General features: G+C 69.5%; 19 protein-coding genes and 1 pseudogene. 13 read left to right on the top strand and 7 right to left on the bottom strand.

Annotated features, from left to right (window positions below):
• Positions 1–662 precede the first annotated feature (662 nt).
• From AC1DSZ_RS15110 to AC1DSZ_RS15095, 4 genes are all read left to right on the top strand, one after another.
• Positions 663–2,255: a gamma-glutamyltransferase family protein gene (locus tag AC1DSZ_RS15110; protein ID WP_476839159.1), complete on the top strand. Its 1,593-nt coding sequence runs from the start codon at positions 663–665 to the stop codon at positions 2,253–2,255.
• A 112-nt stretch (positions 2,256–2,367) separates the two neighbouring features.
• A complete protein-coding gene (locus tag AC1DSZ_RS15105; RefSeq protein WP_476839158.1) occupies positions 2,368–2,697 on the top strand; it encodes a DUF2849 domain-containing protein in 330 nt (109 codons plus the stop codon).
• Between the two features lie 18 nt (positions 2,698–2,715).
• On the top strand, positions 2,716–4,386 hold the full coding sequence (locus AC1DSZ_RS15100; protein WP_476839157.1) for a nitrite/sulfite reductase: 1,671 nt from the start codon (positions 2,716–2,718) through the stop codon (positions 4,384–4,386).
• A complete protein-coding gene (locus tag AC1DSZ_RS15095; RefSeq protein WP_476839156.1) occupies positions 4,386–4,910 on the top strand; it encodes a DUF934 domain-containing protein in 525 nt (174 codons plus the stop codon). Before AC1DSZ_RS15100 ends, AC1DSZ_RS15095 begins: the two co-directional genes overlap by 1 nt.
• A gap of 21 nt (positions 4,911–4,931) precedes the next feature.
• On the opposite strand, the gene AC1DSZ_RS15090 is transcribed toward AC1DSZ_RS15095, so the two are convergent.
• Positions 4,932–6,035: a peptidase C39 family protein gene (locus AC1DSZ_RS15090; RefSeq protein WP_476839155.1), complete on the bottom strand. Its 1,104-nt coding sequence runs from the start codon at positions 6,033–6,035 to the stop codon at positions 4,932–4,934.
• A gap of 132 nt (positions 6,036–6,167) precedes the next feature.
• Here AC1DSZ_RS15090 and puuE point away from each other — a divergent pair.
• The 5 genes and pseudogenes from puuE to AC1DSZ_RS15065 all read left to right on the top strand — a co-directional run.
• Positions 6,168–7,067, top strand: a pseudogene (gene puuE, locus AC1DSZ_RS15085) (allantoinase PuuE); the annotation flags it as partial.
• 53 nt (positions 7,068–7,120) lie between these two features.
• Entirely contained in the window at positions 7,121–7,405 is a 285-nt protein-coding gene (locus AC1DSZ_RS15080; protein WP_476839174.1) for a type II toxin-antitoxin system RelE/ParE family toxin, read from the top strand.
• A complete protein-coding gene (locus tag AC1DSZ_RS15075) occupies positions 7,377–7,694 on the top strand; it encodes a HigA family addiction module antitoxin (protein ID WP_476839154.1) in 318 nt (105 codons plus the stop codon). Before AC1DSZ_RS15080 ends, AC1DSZ_RS15075 begins: the two co-directional genes overlap by 29 nt.
• A gap of 140 nt (positions 7,695–7,834) precedes the next feature.
• Entirely contained in the window at positions 7,835–8,785 is a 951-nt protein-coding gene (locus AC1DSZ_RS15070; RefSeq protein ID WP_476839153.1) for a TAXI family TRAP transporter solute-binding subunit, read from the top strand.
• 4 nt (positions 8,786–8,789) lie between these two features.
• Entirely contained in the window at positions 8,790–9,170 is a 381-nt protein-coding gene (locus AC1DSZ_RS15065; protein WP_476839152.1) for a DUF1850 domain-containing protein, read from the top strand.
• 6 nt (positions 9,171–9,176) lie between these two features.
• Here AC1DSZ_RS15065 and AC1DSZ_RS15060 read toward each other — a convergent pair whose 3' ends face one another.
• A complete protein-coding gene (locus tag AC1DSZ_RS15060) occupies positions 9,177–9,413 on the bottom strand; it encodes a hypothetical protein (protein WP_476839151.1) in 237 nt (78 codons plus the stop codon).
• A 129-nt stretch (positions 9,414–9,542) separates the two neighbouring features.
• Here AC1DSZ_RS15060 and AC1DSZ_RS15055 point away from each other — a divergent pair, with 129 nt between their 5' ends.
• The 3 genes from AC1DSZ_RS15055 to AC1DSZ_RS15045 all read left to right on the top strand — a co-directional run bounded on the left by AC1DSZ_RS15055 (position 9,543) and on the right by AC1DSZ_RS15045 (position 12,601).
• Entirely contained in the window at positions 9,543–11,141 is a 1,599-nt protein-coding gene (locus tag AC1DSZ_RS15055; RefSeq protein WP_476839150.1) for a gamma-glutamyltransferase family protein, read from the top strand.
• 27 nt (positions 11,142–11,168) lie between these two features.
• Positions 11,169–12,371 (top strand): amidase, encoded by a 1,203-nt coding sequence (locus AC1DSZ_RS15050; protein WP_476839149.1) that lies wholly within the window; start codon positions 11,169–11,171, stop codon positions 12,369–12,371.
• A 101-nt stretch (positions 12,372–12,472) separates the two neighbouring features.
• Positions 12,473–12,601 (top strand): hypothetical protein, encoded by a 129-nt coding sequence (locus tag AC1DSZ_RS15045; protein WP_476839148.1) that lies wholly within the window; start codon positions 12,473–12,475, stop codon positions 12,599–12,601.
• A 25-nt stretch (positions 12,602–12,626) separates the two neighbouring features.
• On the opposite strand, the gene AC1DSZ_RS15040 is transcribed toward AC1DSZ_RS15045, so the two are convergent.
• From AC1DSZ_RS15040 to AC1DSZ_RS15030, 3 genes are all read right to left on the bottom strand, one after another.
• Positions 12,627–13,664 carry a nickel/cobalt transporter gene (locus AC1DSZ_RS15040; RefSeq protein ID WP_476839147.1) on the bottom strand — a complete coding sequence of 346 codons (1,038 nt, stop codon included), beginning with the start codon at positions 13,662–13,664 and terminating at the stop codon, positions 12,627–12,629.
• A gap of 10 nt (positions 13,665–13,674) precedes the next feature.
• Entirely contained in the window at positions 13,675–14,307 is a 633-nt protein-coding gene (locus tag AC1DSZ_RS15035) for a DUF1007 family protein (protein ID WP_476839146.1), read from the bottom strand.
• A 73-nt stretch (positions 14,308–14,380) separates the two neighbouring features.
• The gene (locus AC1DSZ_RS15030; RefSeq protein ID WP_476839145.1) at positions 14,381–15,904 is read right to left on the bottom strand and encodes a bifunctional metallophosphatase/5'-nucleotidase; all 1,524 of its coding nucleotides are present in this window, start codon (positions 15,902–15,904) and stop codon (positions 14,381–14,383) included.
• A 130-nt stretch (positions 15,905–16,034) separates the two neighbouring features.
• On the opposite strand from AC1DSZ_RS15030, the gene hemH reads away from it, so the two are divergent.
• Positions 16,035–17,099, top strand: coding sequence for a ferrochelatase (hemH, locus tag AC1DSZ_RS15025; protein WP_476839144.1), 1,065 nt, complete (start codon positions 16,035–16,037; stop codon positions 17,097–17,099).
• A gap of 9 nt (positions 17,100–17,108) precedes the next feature.
• Here hemH and AC1DSZ_RS15020 read toward each other — a convergent pair whose 3' ends face one another.
• Positions 17,109–18,314 (bottom strand): SGNH/GDSL hydrolase family protein, encoded by a 1,206-nt coding sequence (locus AC1DSZ_RS15020; protein ID WP_476839143.1) that lies wholly within the window; start codon positions 18,312–18,314, stop codon positions 17,109–17,111.
• A 90-nt stretch (positions 18,315–18,404) separates the two neighbouring features.
• Positions 18,405–19,667 carry a lytic murein transglycosylase gene (locus AC1DSZ_RS15015; protein ID WP_476839142.1) on the bottom strand — a complete coding sequence of 421 codons (1,263 nt, stop codon included), beginning with the start codon at positions 19,665–19,667 and terminating at the stop codon, positions 18,405–18,407.
• Positions 19,668–19,675 lie beyond the last annotated feature (8 nt).

Here is a 19,675-nt window from a genome sequence, read left to right as displayed (position 1 = left end):
GTTGCGGGGTCGGGGCGCGGCGCCTGCGCGGGTGGGGATACCGGACCCACCCTCCCGGGAGGCCTTTCCGGAGCGGCCGGACGGCGGGTTCGAGGGGTAACAGCCTCAGCCGACCCTAAGTCAGGCAGTCAGCCCGCCCGCCCCACACTATGGTGGGGCCGTGGACGCGGCCACCTTAACACCCTCGCGGTTGCTGCCCACAAGGAGCGGCCACGAGGAAGGAGCGCGGGTCGGGAAGGTTCAAAATCGCCGGTCGCGGGGCGTCGGTCCGTCCAGACCCTACGCGTAAAACCATTGATGGACCGACGCCTCGCGGCGCCCCTCCACCGATTGCCTCACCTCCGCTCGGGCGGAGAATGCAGACGCTTGCCCGCCTCCAAGGCTCAAACCCCTCCACCGTCATCCCCGGCGGCGCGCAGCGCCGGAAAGGGGATCCAGGGGACTGGGTGGACACTCCGGCCGATGGCCCCTGGATCTCCTTCCCCTCCGAGGCTTCGCCGCTCCGGCGGGGGATGACGGAGTGAGGTCCGCGCCAGGGGAGGATGAAATCCCGGAGGCCGGGCGCACCCGTCGGCGGGGCTCAACCGCCAGCCATGCGCCGTCCGCGCTTGACGGCGGGCGCGCGGCGGGGTCTGAGATGTCGAAAATTCAGGAGGAAACCCATGCGCACCACCCGCGACTTCGTTACGCCCGGCCGCTCCATGGCGATTGGGGATCGCGGCATGGTGGCGACATCGCATCCGGCCTCTACGATCGCGGCGCTGGACGTGCTGCGGGATGGCGGCAACGCCGTGGATGCGGCGCTGGCCGGCGTGGCCGTGCAATGCGTGGTCGACCCGCACATGACGGGCGTCGGCGGTGACTGCTTCGCGCTCTACGCCCCCAAAGGCGGCATGCCGATCGCGCTGAACGGCTCGGGCCGCGCGCCGGCCGCCGCGACGCCGGAGTGGTACGCCGAGCGCGGCATCACGGCGATCCCGGACCTCACCCCGCATGCCGTGACGGTGCCGGGCGCCATCGACGCCTGGTGCACGCTGCACAACGACCACGGCAGCCTGCCGCTGGACCGGATCTTCCGCGCCGCCATCGACCACGCCGAGAACGGCTTCCGGGTGACGCCGCGCGTCGCCTTCGACTGGGCCAAGCAGACGGACAAGCTGTCGCACAACGCCGCCGCGGCCGCGCAATACATGCCGGGCGGGCGCATGCCGGAGCCGGGCGAGCGCCGGTCGCAGCCGGCCCTCGGCGCGACCCTGCGGGCGATCGCCAAGCATGGCCGCAAGGCCTTCTACGAGGGCCCGGTCGCGGACGAGATCGTCACGACGCTGCGCGGCCTCGGCGGCCTCCACACGCTGGAGGATTTCGCGGCGCAGACCTCGAACTATGTCGACCCCATCGCGACCGACTATGCGGGCGTTTCCGTGCATGAGTGCCCGCCAAACGGGCAGGGGCTCGCGGCGCTGATCATCATGCGGATCATGGCTGGCTTCGACCTGCGCTCCTCGGCGCTGAGCGAGGCCGACCGGGTGCATATCCACGCCGAGGCCACCAAGGCGGCCTACCGGCTGCGCGACCTCATCGTGTGCGACCCGTCCGTGACGCCCGTGGACGTGGACCGCGTCCTGTCCGAACCCTTCATCTCCCGGCTGCGCGAGCAGATCCGCATGGACAGCGCCGCCCCGGCCGAGAGCTGGGACGAGGCGATCCACCGCGACACCATCTACCTGACCGTGGTGGACAAGGACCTGAACTCCATCTCGTTCATCAACTCGCTGTTCGCGGCGTTCGGCAGCGGCATCTATGCGCCGCAGGCCGGCGTGGTGCTGCAGAACCGGGGCCTCGGCTTCCGGCTGACCCCCGGGCACGTCAACACGATCGGGCCACGCAAGCGGCCGTTGCACACCATCATCCCCGGCATGGTGACGCAGGGCGGCCAGTGCGTGATGCCCTTCGGCGTCATGGGCGGCCAGTATCAGGCGGCCGGCCACGCGCATTTCGTGTCGCGCGTGTTCGACCGCGGCATGAGCCCGCAGGAGGCCTCGGACGCGCCGCGCAGTTTCTCGTTCGACGGCATTCTGACGGTGGAGCACAGCATGGACGCCGGCATCGTCGCCGACCTGCGCGGCCGTGGCCACACGGTGGCGCTCACGGACGATCCCACGGGCGGCTGCCAGGCGATCTGGATCGACCGGGACAAGGGGGCGCTGTACGGCGCTTCGGACCATCGCAAGGACGGCCTGGCGCTCGGGTTCTGACCCGGGCCGCACGGCTCATTACACGACAAAAAATGTAATTTCGGCTCTATCCTGCATCTGATAGCGTGAATTGCGCTCTATTCGCGGGCGCGTTCGTGTATGGACCGCCACGATGCTGAAGAAGCCATCCCGTTCGGCCGCCCTTCAGGCCGTCACCGGCAATTCCACCGGCGACGGCCGGGTCGTGTTCCGCACGGCCGAGGGCTGGTGGTCGCGCAAGATCGACGAAGCCGCCGTGGCCGAAACCCCGGAGGCAGCCGCAGCGCTTCTGGCCGAGGCGCAGAAGGACGCCGACCAGGCGCACCTCATCGTCGATCCCTACCTGATCGAAGTCGCACGGACTGAAACCGGCATCGTCGCGACCCGCAACCGCGAAGCCATCCGGGCGCAGGGCGGCCCCACCATCGACGTGCCGGGCGCCTCGACGCCCGTGGCCGCGTGACGCGGCGGAGAACCAGGCATGTACCGCTATGACGAGTTCGACCGGCGCTTCGTCGCCGACCGGGTAGAGCAGTTCCGCGACCAGGTGCAGCGGCGCCTGTCGGGCGAACTCACCGAGGAGCAGTTCAAGCCGCTGCGGCTGATGAACGGCGTCTACCTGCAACTGCACGCCTACATGCTGCGCATCGCGATTCCGTACGGGGTGCTGTCGTCCCGGCAACTGCGCAAGCTGGCCTTCATCGCCCGCACGTATGACCGCAATTTCGGGCACTTCACCACGCGCCAGAACCTCCAGTTCAACTGGATCGCGCTGGACCAGGTGCCCGAGATCCTCCAGCACCTCGCCGAGGTGGAGATGCACTGCATCCAGACCTCCGGCAATTGCATCCGCAACGTCACGGCCGACCATTTCGCCGGCGCGGCCGCCGACGAGGTCGACGATCCGCGGCCTTACGCCGAGATCCTGCGGCAGTGGTCCTCGCTGCATCCGGAGTTCTCGTTCCTGCCTCGCAAGTTCAAGCTCGCGGTGACGGGCGCGGCCCAGGACCGGGCCGCGATCCAGGTGCACGACATCGGCCTTTCGCTCACCCGCAACGCGCTCGGCGAGAAGGGCTTCACGGTTTATGTCGGCGGCGGCCAGGGGCGCACGCCTTTCGTCGCCAAGAAAGTGCGCGATTTTCTGCCCGAGGCGGAACTGCTCGCCTACTGCACGGCCATTCTGCGCGTCTACAATCTGCACGGCCGGCGCGACAACAAGTTCAAGGCGCGCATCAAGATCCTCGTCCACGAGACCGGGCTCGAGGAGCTGAAGCGCCAGGTCGAGGACGAATACGCCAAGCTCCAGGCCGAGAACGAGACGCTGGCCGTGCCAGCGGCCGAGATCGCCCGCATCGCGGGCTATTTCGCGCCTCCCGCCTTTGCGGCGTTGCCGGAGCGGTCGGAGATTTTCGAGCGGTCCCGCGCCGCCGACGCCGCTTTCGCGGCCTGGGTCGACCGCAACGTCACGGCCCATAAGCAGCAGGGCTACGGCGTCGTCACCGTGTCGCTGAAGCCGATCGGCGGCATCCCGGGCGACGCCACGTCCGAGCAGATGGAGCTCGTGGCGGACCTGGCAGAGCGTTACTCCTTCGACGAACTGCGCGTCAGCCACGAGCAGAACCTCGTGCTGCCGCATGTCCGGCTGGACGACCTGCCGGCGCTGTTCGCCGAGCTGCAGCGCGCCGGCCTCGGCACCGCCAATGCCGGGCTGGTGACGGACATCATCGCGTGCCCGGGCCTCGACTATTGCGCGCTCGCCAATGCGCGCTCGATCCCGATCGCGCAACGTCTCTCGGAGCGCTTCGGCGACGCCGCCCGGCAGCGCGAGATTGGCGAGCTGAAGATCAAGATCTCGGGCTGCATCAACGCCTGCGGCCACCACCATGTCGGCCATATCGGCATCCTGGGCGTGGACCGGAAGGGCGAGGAATTCTACCAGATCACGCTCGGCGGCTCGGGCGACGAGACCTGCTCGATCGGCGAGATCGTTGGCAAGGGCTTCTCGACCGAAGGCATCGTGGACGCGGTCGAGACCGTGGTGGACACCTACCTGGCGATCCGCACCGGCCCGGCCGAAACCTTCCTGGAGGCATTCCGGCGGGTTGGCGAGGCGCCGTTTATCCGTGCGCTCTACCCGGCGGAGGCGGCGTGATGGCTGATCTCTCGACCGTGTTCCGGGACGGAGCCTTCGTGGCGGACGCCTGGGCGACCCTGCCCGCCGATGCTCCCGCGCCGGACGGCGACGCTCCCATCGTGGTCGGCAAGGCGCGCTTCCTGGCCGAACGGACGAGCCTGCTGCGCCGCAACGGGCCGCTCGGCATGCTGATCGAGGCGGGCGAGGATCTGGACGGGATCGAGCAGGACCTGCCCCGCTTCGCCCTGGTGGCGCTGCGCTTTCCGAAATACACCGATGGGCGCGCCTATTCGACGGCCTCGCTGCTGCGCAGCCGCCACGCCTATGCGGGCGAGATCCGGGCCGTCGGCGACGTGCTGCGCGACCAGATTCCGTTCATGATCCGCTGCGGCGTCGACAGCTTCATGGTGACGCACGAGCCGACCCGCCGAGCCCTGGCCGAAGGCCGGGTGCACGGCGTTCGGGTCGCCTATCAGGCGGCGGTCGCCGACGAGGCGGCGCCGGACCCGAAGCGGCCGTGGCTGCGGGTGGCGGCGGGCTAGCGCCCGCGGCGGGCTAGAGCCTCAGGGCTTGCGGATCACCACCGCGGCCCGGAGGTCCTCCTTGCCGTAGCGCGCCATGCGCTGGAACTCCTCGGCCGGGATCGGCAGGTTGGCGGCCGCCACGTTTGTTTCCAGCTCGGCGGTCTCGACCCAGGGGTCGTTGACGAACACGTGCCGGCCGTCCTGGCCGTGCGCCAGCAGCCAGTGCGGGACCTTCTTGCGGAACATCCGGTAGCCCGACACCAGCACGATCACGATCGCGCCTTCGTCGAGCACGCTGGCGAGCGACGCCTGGTCTAGCGCCGGGCCGATCGGCACGCCGGCCTCCAGCGCCTCGCGGCGGAAGTCCTCCTGGGTGATGCGCATAACCTCCTTCTTGTCGGGGCTGCGCACGCCATCCAGAAAGAACGGCCCCTCGTGCGAGAGCCGCAACTCGACCTTGAGCCCGTGCCGGGCCAGCGTGGCCGCCAGGCCGTAGGGCTCGCAGCCGCCAAGGCCGGACGTCATGTAGACGGTGGTGGACTCGCGCCAGAGCCGGATCTCGGTCGCGCGGCTCGGCCGGAACGCCGGGTCGGCCCAGCCCAGCGCCATCATCAGGCAGCAGGGTCCGCAGGTGAAATCCAGCGTCTGCGCGTAGAAGGGCGGCGGCCGGCCGGGCAGGGCGGCGTGCGGCGTCAGGCGCTTCTCGTAGCGCCAGGCGTCCTGGTGGTCCTCGTAGTAGTCGTCATACACGCCAAAGCGGCGGTAGCCGCCGCGCTCGTAGAGCTTGATCGCGGCGACGTTGTCCGCCCGCACCTCGAGGCGCAGGAAGATGCAGCCGCGCGCGATGGCCTCCGCCTCCACGGCGTCCAGCAGCTTGCGGCCGAGACCGCCGCCGGCTGCGTCAGGCAGGATCGCGATGGAGTAGAGCCGGGCCAGCGAAGCGCCGCGACGGAACGCCACCAGCGCGTAGCCCACCACCGCGCCGTGGCGCTCCACCACCAGCAACGTGTCCTTGTCGGTGGTGACGTAGTAGCGCAGCGACCGGCGGGAGAGCCGGTCCGTGTCGAAGACGCTGTTCTCGATGGTCTCGAGGGCATCGAGGTCGTCGAGCGTGGCGGGGCGGATCTGGGCGTGCTGGGGCAAGGGCGGAGCCGGGCAGGGGGAACGGGCGCGCAGCCGTAGCAGACCACGGCGCGGGCCTCAAACGCCGCGGCTTGAAACCGGGGGCGCGGCGCGCTTCTCTGGACGGCGAATCGCCAAGCCGGAGCCCCGCCGATGACCGACCACTACCCGCGCGACATGATCGGCTATGGCCGGCGCACGCCCGATCCGCAATGGCCCGGCGGCGCCCACACCTGCGTGCAGTTCGTCATCAACTACGAGGAGGGCGGCGAAAACAACGTGCTGCACGGCGACGCCGCCTCGGAGGCGTTCCTGTCCGAGATCGTCGGCGCCGCGCCCTGGGTCGGCCAGCGCCACTGGAACATGGAGTCGATCTACGAATACGGCGCCCGCGCCGGCTTCTGGCGGCTGCATCGTCTGTTCACCAGCCGCAACGCCCCGGTCACCGTCTATGGCGTCGCCACCGCGATGGCGCGTGGCCGGGAGCAGGTCGCCGCCATGCAGGAGGCCGGCTGGGAGATCGCCAGCCACGGCCTGAAATGGGTCGAGCACAAGGACATGCCCGAGGAGGAGGAGCGCCGGCAGATCGCCGAGGCCATCCGGCTGCACACCGAGGTGACCGGCGAGCGGCCGCTCGGCTGGTACACGGGCCGCTGCTCCATGAACACGCAGCGCCTCGTCGCCGAGGAGGGCGGGTTCCTCTACTCGTCGGACAGCTACGCGGACGACCTGCCCTACTGGGTTCCGTCCGCCAAGGGGCCGCATCTCGTGATCCCTTACACGCTGGATTCCAACGACATGCGCTTCGCCACCCCGCAGGGGTTCAACAGCGGCGACCAGTTCTTCGCCTACCTGAAGGACTCGTTCGACGTGCTCTACCGCGAGGGCCAGGAAGGCGCGCCCAAGATGTTCAATGTCGGCCTCCATTGCCGCCTCGTGGGCCGGCCGGGGCGCGTCGCCGCACTGGAGCGCTTCGTCGACTACGTGCAGGGCCACGACAAGGTCTGGATCGCCCGCCGCGTCGACATCGCCCGGCACTGGCGGGAGGTGCACCCGGCGAGCTGACCCCCGCGGAGTTGTTCCGCATAACGTTATGGGGTATGATTTTGATCATCAATTTTGCCGACCGGGAGACGTCCCTGATTTGGGACGGCTTCCAGAGCCGGAGATTGCCGGCCGACATCCAGCCTGTCGCGCTGCGCAAGCTGCGTCTTCTGAACCGGGCGGAGCGCCTGGATGATCTACGCGCTCCACCGGGCAATCGGCTCGAGCCGTTGAAGGGCGAGCTCGAAGGCCGTTGGAGCATTCGGGTGAATGACCAATGGCGCATCTGCTTTCGTTGGACGACAGGAGGTCCGAGCGATGTCGGAATCGTCGACTACCACCGCTGAGGGGTTTCTCCACAATCCCCACGCGGGGGAAATCCTGGACCAGGACTTCCTGAAGCCGCTCGGCCTGTCTCAAACAGCATTGGCGCGAGCCATCGGGGTGCCCCCACGGCGCATCAACGAGATCATTCTTGGCAAGCGGGCCGTGACGGCGAACACCGATCTTCGGCTGGCCCGCTATCTTGGCGTGTCGGAAGGTTTCTTTCTCGGACTGCAGGCGGACTTCGAGCTCATGGAAGAGCGCCGGAGGATCGGAAGTGAACTCGCCAAGATCCAGCCCCGCGCGGCCTGACCGGTACGAGGGCCTAAGCACTTGTCCTGACGCCCGTTTGTCGGGCACTCTCCCGGCCAAGGCGCGCCGGACCAGATGCGCGCCGCGTTCAACGGCGCGGGCCTGAACCGCGCAGGCCTTCGGGCCCAAGGGAGACGAGTATGAACAAAAGCATCGCCCGGATGGCCTTTGCGGCCGCCGCCACCCTGGCTGTCGCCGCGCCGGCGTCCGCCGACGAGTTCCTGAACGTTCTCACGGGCGGCACCTCCGGCGTCTACTACCCGATGGGCGTGGCGCTCTCGAAGATCTATGGCGAGGCCATCCCGGGCGCGCGGCCTTCCGTGCAGGCCACCAAGGCGTCGGTCGAAAACCTGAACCTGCTGCAGCAAGGCAAGGGCGAGATCGCGTTCACGCTCGGCGATAGCCTCGCTTTCGCGTGGGAAGGCAACGAGGAGGCGGGCTTCAAGTCCAAGCTCACCAAGCTGCGCGGCGTCGCGGCGATTTACCCGAACTACATCCAGGTGGTCGCCTCCAAGGAAAGCGGCATCAAGACGCTGGCGGACCTGAAGGGCAAGCGCCTCTCGGTGGGCGCGCCGAAATCTGGCACGGAGCTGAACGCCCGCGCGATCCTGAACGGCGCCGGCATCACCTACAAGGACCTAGGCAAGGTCGAGTACCTGCCCTTCGCCGAGTCGGTGGAGCTGATGAAGAACCGCCAGCTCGACGCGACGCTGCAGTCGGCGGGACTCGGCGTGGCGGCGATCCGCGACCTCGCGACGTCGGTGGACATCGTGGTCGTGGAGGTGCCGGCGAGCATCGTCGACAAGATCGGGGCGCCCTACGTCAAGGCGACCATTCCGGCCAACACCTATACGGGACAGGACAAGGACGTGCAGGCCGCCGCGGTGGTGAACTACCTCGTCACCCGCTCGGACCTGAAGGACGACGTCGTTTACGGCATGACGAAGTCGATGTTCGACAAGCTGCCTGAACTCGCCGCCGCTCACAGCGCCGGCAAGGAGATCAAGCTCGAGAAGGCGCTGGAGGGCATGCCGGTGCCGATGCATCCGGGCGCCGAGAAGTTCTTCAAGGAAAAGGGCGTGAACAAGTAGGGGCGTGGCGGGTCTCTGCCTTTACGCCGGCGGCGCGCTGGCGGCGAAGCTCGCGGGCGTCGCCGCCTTCACGCTGGCGTGGACACACTCGATCGAGAAGATCCCGTGGGAGGAGGACTGGCGGGTGACCCCCGCCGGCCTCGTTCTCGTAGAGGCGCGGGTCAAGGGAATGGGGGCCGGCATGGAGCCCCCGCCCGAGGCGGTGCTGGCCGACGGCTTCTGGCGCTGGGCGCCGCGCGTTCCGCCGCTCCCGGAGGTGGCGCTGCGCAGGGCCGGCGTGACGGATGACTGGAGACTATGCGCCGAAGGTCGGTGCCAGCCGATGGGCGAGCTGGCCCCGGGCGATGCCGACCCGGTGACGATGAAGTCATGCGAGCCGGGCTGAAGCGGCTCAGCCGCGGATGGGCTCGACCTTCACGGCGCGCTGCATGAAGCGGTAGAGCGCGTACATCCCCAAGACGGTGAAGATCGCCATGAAGGCGTACTCATAGGCCGCGCCAAGCTGAAAGATGCCCGCCAGACCCCAGCCGGCCGCGAGCGCCAGTCCGATCACCTCGGTGCCGACCAGGATGCCGACGCTCACGATGGTGGTCAGGTTCTTGGTGTTCAGCCGTCCGGACGCAGCCACGCGCAACTCCTCGTTCCGATCTCGCTCGATCTGCGGCTCCTGCACTATATCGAGCCGCGCCAGCGTGCAAGGATGACAGCCCACCTGGGCCGCTTCGAGGCGGCCGCGCAACCTCGAAGATCCTCCGCCATGGCCGATACTCCCGTGTTCTCCCGCGCCGCAGCCGCTGCGCCCCACCACCTTGCGGCCGAGAGCGGCCGGGCCGTGCTGGCCGAGGGCGGCGACGCCGTGGAGGCCATGATCGCGATGGCGGCCACCATCGCGGTGGTCTACCCCCACATGAACGCCATCGGGGGCGACGCCTTCTGGCTCATCCGCGAGCCGACCGGCCAGATGCGGGCGATCGAGGCCTGCGGGCCGGCCGGAAGCCTGGCGACGATCGCGCGCTATCGCGACAAGGGCCATGACGTGATCCCGGGGCGCGGACCGGACGCCGCCGTCACGGTGGCGGGGGCGGTGGGCGGCTGGGCGCTCGCCAACGAGTTCTCCAAGGCGCAGACGGGTGGGCGCCTGCCGTTGTCGACATTGCTCGAAGACGCCGTCCGGCATGCGCGCGAAGGCTGCGCGGTGAGCGCCTCGGAGGCGCGGGGCGTGCCCAACCTGTTCGATGAGCTGAAGCAGGCGCCGGGCTTCGCGGCGCAGTTCCTCCAGGACGGCGCGCTGCCCAAGGCCGGCGCCATTCGCACCATGCCGCGCTTGGCCGACACGCTGGAGCAGCTCGGCCACGCGGGGCTGGACGACTTCTATCGCGGCGACATCGGCCGCGAGATCGGGGCGGACCTCGAGCAGCTCGAGGCGCCGGTCACGCGCGCCGACCTGGCGCGATTCCACGCCCGCCTGGTGAAGCCGCTCAGCCTTTCGGTCGCGGGGGCCAAGCTCTACAACTTCCCGCCGCCCACGCAGGGGCTGGCGTCGTTGATCATCCTCGGCCTCTTCGCGCGCCTCGGCGTTTCGCGCGGCGAGGGCTTCGAGCACCTGCATGGGCTGGTGGAGGCCACCAAGCGCGCCTTCCGGGTGCGCGACGCCGTGGTGACCGACCCGGCGCGGCTCGTCTACGAGCCGGCCGACTACCTGACCGACGCATTCCTGAACGAGCAGGCCGCCCAGATCAGCATGAGCAAGGCGGCGCGCTTCCCGCTCGCCTGGGGCGAGGGCGACACGGTCTGGATGGGGGCCATCGACACCAAGGGGATGGCGGTCTCGTACATCCAGTCGACCTATTGGGAATATGGCTCGGGCTGCGTGCTGCCGCGCACCGGGATGCTCTGGCAGAACCGCGGCATCTCTTTCTCGCTGGACAAGGACGCCGTGAACCCGCTGGAGCCCGGCCGCAAGCCGTTCCACACGCTCAACCCGGCGCTGGCCGTGCTCGATGACGGCCGCGTGGTGTCCTACGGCTCCATGGGCGGCGACGGCCAGCCGCAGTTCCAGGCCGCGATCCTGAGCCGCTACGCCCAGTTCGGCATGGATCCGGCGGCCGCCGTGGACGCGCCGCGCTGGCTGCTGGGCAAGACCTGGGGCTCGGCCTCGACCTCGCTGAAGCTGGAGAACCGCTTCGATCCCTCGCTGGTGCGCGCGCTGGAGCAGGCCGGGCACGAGGTCGAGGTGCTGCCGGACAGCTATTCCGACACGGTTGGCCACGCCGGCATGCTGGTGCGCGACCCGCGCAACGGCTCGGTGGCGGCCGTGCACGATCCCCGCTCGGACGGCGGCTCGGCCGGCGTCTGACACTCCGTTCAACCGCGAGACACTCCCATGCCCGTCCAGGACGATCCCGTTCACGCCTTCATGCCCTACCCCGAGGTTCCGGTCGCGAGCGCCCCGTCCGGCCCGCTCGCCGGGCTGACGCTGGCCGTGAAGGACATCTTCGACGTCGCCGGCTACCGCACCGGCTGCGGGCAGCCGACCAAGCTGGCGCAATCGGACGTGAAACCCGCGAGCGCCCCCATCGTGCAGCGCTTCCTGGACGCCGGGGCCCGGTTCGTCGGCAAGACCCACACGGTGGAGCTCGCCTATTCGCTGAACGGGCTCAACAACCATTTCGGCACGCCCATCAACGGCGCCGCGCCGGACCGGGTGCCGGGCGGATCGTCGTCGGGCTCCGCATCCGCCACGGGCGCGCGGCTCTGCGACATCGGGCTCGGCTCCGACACCGGCGGCTCGGTGCGCGGGCCGGCCAGCTACCAGGGCCTGTTCGGCATCCGGCCGACGCACGGTCGCCTGCCGCTGGACCTGACGATGCCGCTGGCCGCCAGCTTCGACACGCCCGGCTGGTTCTGCCGGGACGACAAGACCTTCCTGCGCGTTGGCGAAGCCATCCTGGGCGAGGATCCGCATGCGCTGCCGGAGGCGGTCCGCCTGCTGAAGGCCGAGGATTGCTTCGCGCTGGCCGAGGCCGAGCCGGCGCGCCAGCTCGAAACGCTGGTGGCCCGGATCGACCGCATGTTGCAGCCCGTGCAGGGCGTGACCGTGGCGGATGGCGGCTTCGATGCGCTCTACTGGGCGTTCCGCTGGCTGCAGGGCGTCGAATCCTGGCAGTCGCATGGCGCCTTCATCGAGGCCTGGAAGCCGGCGCTGGGGCCCGGCATCGGCGAGCGCTTCGCATACGGCCGCGACGTGCCGGCCGCGGACGCCGAGAAGGGTCGCGCGGTGCGCGAGGCTTTCCGCCGGCATCTCGGCGCCCTGCTCGGGCGCGACGGCGTGCTGCTGCTGCCCACCGTGCCCGGGCCTGCGCCCCTGCTGGCGGCGGACGACGCGGCGTTGGAGGCCTCGCGTGCTCAGTCGCTTCGGCTGCTGTGCCTGTCGGGCCTGTCGGGCTTCCCGCAGGTGACGATTCCGGCCGGAACGCACGAGGGCGGGCCGTTCGGCCTGTCGGTGATCGGGCCGGCGGGGTCCGATCTTTCGCTGGTCCGGCTGGCGGCCAAAATCAGCCGGGCGATGGCTGTGCAAATCGCCTGATCGCGGCGAATCCGAAACAAAGGATTCATCAATGATTCAGCGCGGGCCGCCATGGTCGCGGAGTGGGGTTCAGGTCGAGCCCCCTCCGCCGGGAGGCGACCATGAAAGCCATGACGCTCGCACGATTTCGCCGCACCGAAGCCTATCGGCTGATTGACGTGATGATCATGGGCGGCCTCACGGCGCTGCTGTTGATCGAGCTGACACGCTTCGTCGAGACAGTGGCCTGATCGGCTTCGAACCGAGCCGGCCCGGCTAGCCCGCGCCGGCGGACGCGACCCCGAAGGCGAGCGCGAGGCCGAGCGCCAGCACGACGGCGCCGGCCAGAACTTCCAGCCCGCCCATCGCCCATTCGGCGCCTTGGCCGCGGCCCGATGCGAGCCGCAGCGCCGCCCCCTTGGCGAATACCGCCAGGGTCGCCAAGGCTCCCGTGGTGAGCGCGGTCCCGAGCCCCATCGCGAGCACCGACCCGACGCCGGCCGCGTAGAGGCCCTGCGCCATCGCGAAGACCAGCACCAGGATGGCGCCCGAGCAGGGCCTGATCCCGGCCGCCAGCACGGCCCCGGCCATCGCGCGCCAGGAGCCGGAGGCGCGCTCGGGGCCAGGCAGATGCGCGTGGCCGCAATCGGGACCGCAAGGCTCCCCGGGCGCATGGGCGTGAGCGGCGCCGTCCGGCGCGATCCTGCCCGCGAGCCGCCAGGCCTTGCGCCAGGTGAGCGCCGCGCCGACCAGCGCGACCGCGGCGAAGCTCGCAAGCTCGACCGCGTTGGTGAGGCCGGTCATGCGGGCAGCGGTGGCGCGGAGAACGCCAGCCGCCACCGTGACGATCGCGATCGCCACGAGGGCCTGAACGGCCGCCGCCGCGAACGCCATCGCGAGGCCGCGCTTCAGCGCGTTCTCGTTGGCGACGATCCAGGCCGCGATCACGGCCTTGCCGTGACCCGGGCCGGCGGCGTGAAACACCCCATACGCGAAGCTGATCCCGATCAGAGCCCAGCCGGCGTCCCCGCTGGCCTTCATGGTCCGGACCGCGTCGGTGAGGCTTTGGAAAAAGCGGCTCTGGGTCGCCAGGATCCAGCCTGTCAGGCCCGTGGCGGATCCGCCCCCCTCGCGCAGGCCGATGCCGAACGGGCTCTTGGGCGGCGGCGCCGCGCCGATGCCGCCGAGCGCCCAGGACAGGACCGCGCCGGCCAGGCCGACGAGCGCGAGCGCGCCGAGCGCGATGGCGAGCGCCGCCAGGATGCGGCGGCGGCGTGGAGCAATCGGACGCGCGGCTCCTGCGGCGAGCGTCATCGGCTGGTTCCTAGGGGCACGCGATGATGACCTTGGAGGCGAACTGGAAGCCCATGTTGGCGTTGGCGAAGTAATCCTCGCTGAGCGCCCCCTTGGGGTCGGGCTTCTTCGGCCGTGAAAGCTGAACCGCGCAGCCCGCAGGGCCGCCGGCGAGCTTCACGGCGTCGTCGCCGTCCGCATAACTGAAGTCGACAAAGAAGGTCGGGTCGTAGACGTCGAGGATCAGGGTTCGCTTGGCGGCGACAGGCTCGCGAAGGGGCAGCGTGTAGTTCAGCGTCAGCTTGCCGTCGGCATGGTCGAGCCAGTAGTCGGTCGGGGCGCCGAAGCTTTGGCGCTTGCCGTCCGCCTTCACGACGGTGAAGAACTCGGTGTCGGCGAGGGACTCTGTGTTGACCTTGGCGAGGTCGGCCAGCTCCTCACGCGAGTAGACGCCGTCGCGGTTGGCGTCGAGGCCCTGTACGGCGTAGCTCGAATAAGCGTCGTCGAACTGCCAGCGGTGCTTCACGGCCGCGACCTTGCCGTCCGGCGTCCAGACGACCTCGACCTTCACGATCACCCAGACATGCGGGTGGGCGAGCGCCGGGAGCGTCGCGGTGCACAGCGCCAGCAGGGCCGTGAGGCCGAACCTCAGCAATCGAATCACGCGCATCCCCTCCGCAGCCGCGATCCGATGACGCGGAACCGGGGCGAAAGCGGGGCGGCGGCGGCCGGCGCGATCACCGCACCACCGTGCGGCCCTCCACGCGGGCGTTCACCGTGCCGACCTTGCGCGCGTAGACCATGACGTCGTTGGCCATCAGCGAGCCGCCGGAGTCGATCGTGGCCGCGACCTTGCCGGCGAGCGCCGTGTAGCCGTCGCCGCCGCGCAGCATGAAGTCGTTGGTGGCGACCTTGTAGAGCTTCGCCTCGTCCAGCGGCGCGCCGTTGACCAGCACGGACACGACCCGCTTGCCGACCGGCTGTTTGGAATCGACCTCGATCTTGAGGCCCGACACCTGCGGGAAGCGGCCGCCGCGGTTCTCGAGCTGGCTGAAGCCGTTCTCCAGCGCGGCCTTTAAGGCGGCTCCGGTGATCTCGGTGAGGGCCGTCTTGTTGCCGAAGGGCAGCTCGCTGAGGATGTCGCGGCGCGACAGCTTGGCGCCCGCTGCATATTGCCTGTTGGCGCGGATGCCGCCGCCGTTCGTGATCGCCACGTCGGCGCCCGTCACGTCGCGCATCGCGTCCGCGATGAAGTTGCCGATCGCGGCCTCGCCGCCGCGCACCGTGGCGTTGCGGCTATCCAGTTCCACGTCGAGCGACGCCACCGTGACGTCGAGCTCCTTGGAGAGCTCGGACTCGTAACGCTTCACTATGGCGAGCACCTCCGGATCGGGCGTCACCGTGGCAGTGTCGATGATGCGGAACTGCGGCGACCACGCGAGCGTGCGCTTGCCTGCGGCGTCGACCTTCAGGTCGAACGCGACCTCGACCACCACGACATATTCGGCGTCCTCGCCCGACTCCGCCATGGCGGTCTTGCCGTCGTAGTTCACCCGCAGGTCGTGGTCGTGACCGCTGAGCAGGAGATCGACGGCTCGCATGTCGAAGAGGCGCAGGTCTGTCGATCGGTCGGTATGGGTGAGCGCGACGATGAAGTCCGCGCCCTTTTCCTTCAGCGCCTTGGCCTCGGCCCGGATGGAGTCGACGGAGGGCGAGAACTTCAGGTCGCCCGGGCTCGACAGCTGGGCGGTGGTCTCCAGCGCCGAGCCGATGAGGCCGATGCGGACGCCACCGACCTCGCGGATCGCGCTGGGCTGCACGCCCGGAACCGCCGAACCGTCCGCCATGCGGATATTGGCTGCGTGGACCGGGAATTTGGCCTCGGCCATGCGCTTCAGGAACACGTCCTTGCCGAAGTCGAACTCGTGGTTGCCGGGCGTGAAGGCGTCGAGCTTCATGGCGTTCAGGAACTCGATCATGTGCGCGCCCTGGTCGAAGCCCGACATCAGGCTGGGCGATAGCGTGTCGCCGGCGTGAACGAAGATCGTGTTGGGGTTCTTCTCACGCTCGGCCTTGACCACCGCGGCGAGGCGGGCCATGCCACCACGGCCTTTCTTCTCGCTCATCTCGTAGATGTCGTTGGTGAGAACGAAGGACGCCTTCACGGCGCCCTGCGCATGGGCGGCGGTTTGCGACAGGATCGCGACCGCGCCGGCTCCCAGGCCGATGCGCAACGTGTCTCGGCGGGTGATCGGACGCATGGCGGTCTCCGTAGAAGGCTCGTGGCAGCGGTGTCTTGGCGGCGTTCGGTGATAATGGAACCGAGCCTTCCGGGTTTGGCAAGCGACCCAGGGCCGCAGAAATTGTTCGTTTTGACGCGATGAGGATGCGATGACCGTGATGCCCCGTCCCGATGCGGACTTCAAAGCCGTCGGCCCGCTGCCGGAGGCGCATCCGCCCGTCCGCATGGGCAAGATCGGCGTCCTGCTGCTCAATCTCGGCACCCCGGACGCGACCGACTACTGGTCGATGCGGCGCTACCTCAAGGAGTTCCTGTCCGACCAGCGCGTGATCGAGAAGCCGCGCTGGCTGTGGTGGCCGATCCTCAACCTCATCATCCTGAGCGTTCGTCCCGGCCCGAAGGGCAAGGACTACGACATCATCTGGAACAAAGACGCGAACGAGAGCCCGCTGAAGACCATCACGCGCTCGCAGGCCGAGAAGCTCGCCGCCATGGTGTCGACGCGCGATCCCCGGATCGTGGTGGACTGGGGCATGCGCTACGGCAATCCGTCGACGCCGTCGCGCATCAAGGCGCTGCAGGAGCAGGGTTGCGACCGCATCCTGCTCGTGCCGCTCTATCCGCAGTCCTGCGCGGCCACGACGGCGACGGCCTGCGACAAGGCTTTCGAGGCGCTGATGGACATGCGCTGGCAGCCGGCCGTGCGGGTCACGCCCCCCTGGCACGACGACCCGGTCTATATCGACGCGCTGGCCAAGACCGTGAAGGCGAAGCTGGCCAGCATCGACTTCGAGCCTGATATGATCGTGGCGTCGTTCCATGGCGTGCCGATGGAGTACCTGCTCAAGGGCGACCCCTACCACTGCCAATGCATGAAGACCGGACGGCTGCTGCGCGAAGCGCTGGGGCTCGACAAGGACCGCTTCATGGTCTGCTTCCAGTCGCGCTTCGGGCCGGACGAGTGGCTGAAGCCCTACCTGATCGACACCATGGGCGAGCTGCCGGGCCGCGGCGTCAAGAAGGTGCTGGTGATCGCGCCGGGCTTCTCGTCCGACTGCCTGGAGACTCTCGAGGAGATCGAGGGCGAGAACATGGAGCACTTCATGCACCACGGTGGCGAGAAGTTCGCCTATGTGCCGTGCCTGAACGACTCCCCGGAGGGCATGGACGTCATCCGCGCCGTGGTGGAGCGGGAGCTGCAGGGCTGGATCTGAGCTCGAGGATCAGCGCCCCGGCCAGCTGAAGTCGTCGGCGCGGCCGGGCTTGGGGTCCGGCGCGCGGCCCTGCACGAGGGCGCGCTCGATGAGCTGGCCGGCGTCCGTGACGGCGCGGCGGCTGGCGCCGGCGATCAAGGTTCCGCCCGGCGCGGCTTCGGGGCCGGTCAGGGGCAGGATGGGCCCGGCGACGGGCCGCTGCGGGATCGCGAGCGGGGCGGGCGGCAGGCCGTCGAGGCCGCGCAGCACCGCCTGGTCGATGACGCGCTCGACGCCGCCAGGCTGCAAGGCGGGATCGCGGGACGCGGGATCATCCGGGTCCGCGCCCGGCACCGCGACCACGGCCGGGGCGCGCTGGTCCAGCACCCGCCGGATTTCGACCTCGACGAAATGCGCCGCCTTGCGGGCGCCCGCCTTGGTGAAATGCACCCCGTCGCCGGCGCGAAGCTTGACGCTGTCGCCGGCGAGGTCCGGCCCGAAGGAAGAATATCGGCCCTGGGCGTCGCCGAAGGGTTCGAACAGGTCGATATAGACTGCGCCGGTCTTGCGCGCCGAGGCGCGGTAGATCTCGTTCAGGCTGCGCATGTCGGCGGACACGCGGGCGCCCTCCATGATCGGCAGGCCGACCCAGAACAGCGGGACGCCCTTGTCGGCGAAGGCCTTGCCGATTTCGTCGACGCGGGCCGCGTAGGCTTCCTTCCAGGGGTCCGAAAAGGCCTCGATCGGCGCGCCAGAGCCGTCCCGGATAGCCTGACGGTCGTTGGAGCCGATCAACATCACCGCGTGGGTGAGCTTGTCGGGCGAGGCCAGCACCTCGCGGACGGTCTTGCGCCAATCGTGGAAGTCCTCGCGCACGAGCCCGCTGGAGGTGACGGTGCGACGCAGGATCCGGACGTCGGGATTGTCCTCGAACGCTTCGCCGAGGCCGGTGGCGACCTGCTCGGCCATGGTGTCGCCCAGCACCAGCACGAAGGCGGTCGGCTCGATGGAGGGCTTCTCGGGGCTGTCGCCAACCACCACGGTGGCGGCCGGTGCGGGGCGGCGCCGCTCAACACGCGCGGCGGGCGGCGGCGGCCGATAGGCGCGCGGACGCGCCTGGAACTGGGGGGCGAAGAGGTGCGGGTAGCGGTCGTCCCAAGCGGTCTGCGCCTGCGCGACCGGGATCGCGCTGACCGCCAGCAGGATGAGGATCGCGAGTTTCCACAGATGCCGCAAGGATCGCCTCCGCGTCGCCGGACCGTCGGCGCGCGGAGCCATTCTAGTGCGGATCGGCGCGGATCAAAACCCGCACGGGCTCGGCCGCTCTCAACGGTAGGTGCGCAGCGCCTCGAGCATGGCGAGCGTGGGATAGCCGTCGGGCGTCAGGCCACGGCGCTGCTGGAAGCTGCGGAGAGCGTCGCGGGTCTTGGTTCCGATGCGCCCGTCCGGCTCGCCGATTGAGAAGCCGAGCGCCGCGAGGCGGCTCTGGAGCTCGCGGCGCTGGCCGTGGTCGAGTTGCGGCTCGTGCTTCGGCCACGCGGCCGCGATCGGGGCCCCGCCCGTCACGCGGTCGCCGAGATGGCCGACGCCGAGCGCATAGGCGTCCGAGCTGTTGTAGGCCTTGATGGCCTTGAAGTTGGACGTGACCAGGAACACGGGGCCGCGTGATCCGGCGGGCATGAAAAGCGAGGCCTCTCCATGCTGCGGCAGGCGCCGGCCGTCGGCCCGCTGCGCGCCCAGCACGGCCCAGTGGGCGAAGCTCGACGCGTGGGTGCGGTAATCGAAGCGGCGCGGCAGGCGCACCTCCACGGCCCAGGGCAGCCCATGCTTCCAGCCGTGCTTCTTCAGGTAGTTCGCCGTGGACGCGAGCGCGTCCGGGATCGAGGTCCAGATGTCCTTGTGGCCGTCGCCGTCCTGGTCGACGGCCCACTTGGTGAAGCTCGACGGCATGAACTGCGTCTGCCCCATGGCGCCCGCCCATGAGCCCTTCATGTCGGCGCGCGCCACATGGCCCTGCTGCAGGATCACCAGCGCGGTGATGAGCTCGTGGCGGAAAAACGTCCCGCGATAGCGGATATGCGCCAGGGTGGCGAGCGAGCGGATCACGTCCTTGCCGCCCGTGAATGACCCGTAATTCGTCTCCATGCCCCAGACGCCCAGCACCACCGAGCGTTCGACGCCGTAACGGCGCTCGATGGCGGCCAGCGTGGAGGCGTATTGGAACGCGACCTCGCGGCCTCGCGCCAGCCGGGCCTCCGACACCGCGCCGTCCAGGTAGGACCAGATCGGCTTCACAAACTCGGACTGCTTGCGGGTGAGCTCGATGATCTTGCCGTCGGGGGTGACGCCCGCGAAGGCCTGGTCGAAAATCTTGCGTGAAACACCGCGCGCCTTGGCGGCGGGCCAGAGGCCGGCCACGAAGGCGTCGAACGACGCGGACGCCGGCCGGGCCTCGGGCGTGAAGCCGGGCGAGCCGAGCGATCCCGTGTTGACCGGGTCGGCCAGGGCGGAGCGAATGGGCTGGGCCACGGCGCCTGCCGCGCCAAACAGCGCGCCCGTTCCGATCGCCGCAACAATCCACCACCGCATGCCAGCAC

It is taken from the genome of Alsobacter sp. P4_H11, assembly GCF_056400925.1.
Note: the sequence above shows the minus strand (reverse complement) of the source record. Positions and strands in the feature narration are given on the sequence as shown.

Excerpts from the sequence above, each read along its gene's own strand:
- AC1DSZ_RS15110 (WP_476839159.1), top strand. The coding sequence starts at position 663 with ATGCGCACCACCCGCGACTTCGTTACGCCCGGCCGCTCCATGGCGATT.
- AC1DSZ_RS15105 (WP_476839158.1), top strand. The coding sequence starts at position 2,368 with ATGCTGAAGAAGCCATCCCGTTCGGCCGCCCTTCAGGCCGTCACCGGC.
- AC1DSZ_RS15100 (WP_476839157.1), top strand. The coding sequence starts at position 2,716 with ATGTACCGCTATGACGAGTTCGACCGGCGCTTCGTCGCCGACCGGGTA.
- AC1DSZ_RS15095 (WP_476839156.1), top strand. The coding sequence starts at position 4,386 with ATGGCTGATCTCTCGACCGTGTTCCGGGACGGAGCCTTCGTGGCGGAC.
- AC1DSZ_RS15075 (WP_476839154.1), top strand. The coding sequence starts at position 7,377 with ATGTCGGAATCGTCGACTACCACCGCTGAGGGGTTTCTCCACAATCCC.
- AC1DSZ_RS15070 (WP_476839153.1), top strand. The coding sequence starts at position 7,835 with ATGAACAAAAGCATCGCCCGGATGGCCTTTGCGGCCGCCGCCACCCTG.
- AC1DSZ_RS15055 (WP_476839150.1), top strand. The coding sequence starts at position 9,543 with ATGGCCGATACTCCCGTGTTCTCCCGCGCCGCAGCCGCTGCGCCCCAC.
- AC1DSZ_RS15050 (WP_476839149.1), top strand. The coding sequence starts at position 11,169 with ATGCCCGTCCAGGACGATCCCGTTCACGCCTTCATGCCCTACCCCGAG.
- AC1DSZ_RS15045 (WP_476839148.1), top strand. The coding sequence starts at position 12,473 with ATGAAAGCCATGACGCTCGCACGATTTCGCCGCACCGAAGCCTATCGG.
- AC1DSZ_RS15040 (WP_476839147.1), bottom strand. The coding sequence starts at position 13,664 with ATGACGCTCGCCGCAGGAGCCGCGCGTCCGATTGCTCCACGCCGCCGC.
- AC1DSZ_RS15030 (WP_476839145.1), bottom strand. The coding sequence starts at position 15,904 with ATGCGTCCGATCACCCGCCGAGACACGTTGCGCATCGGCCTGGGAGCC.
- hemH (WP_476839144.1), top strand. The coding sequence starts at position 16,035 with ATGACCGTGATGCCCCGTCCCGATGCGGACTTCAAAGCCGTCGGCCCG.
- AC1DSZ_RS15015 (WP_476839142.1), bottom strand. The coding sequence starts at position 19,667 with ATGCGGTGGTGGATTGTTGCGGCGATCGGAACGGGCGCGCTGTTTGGC.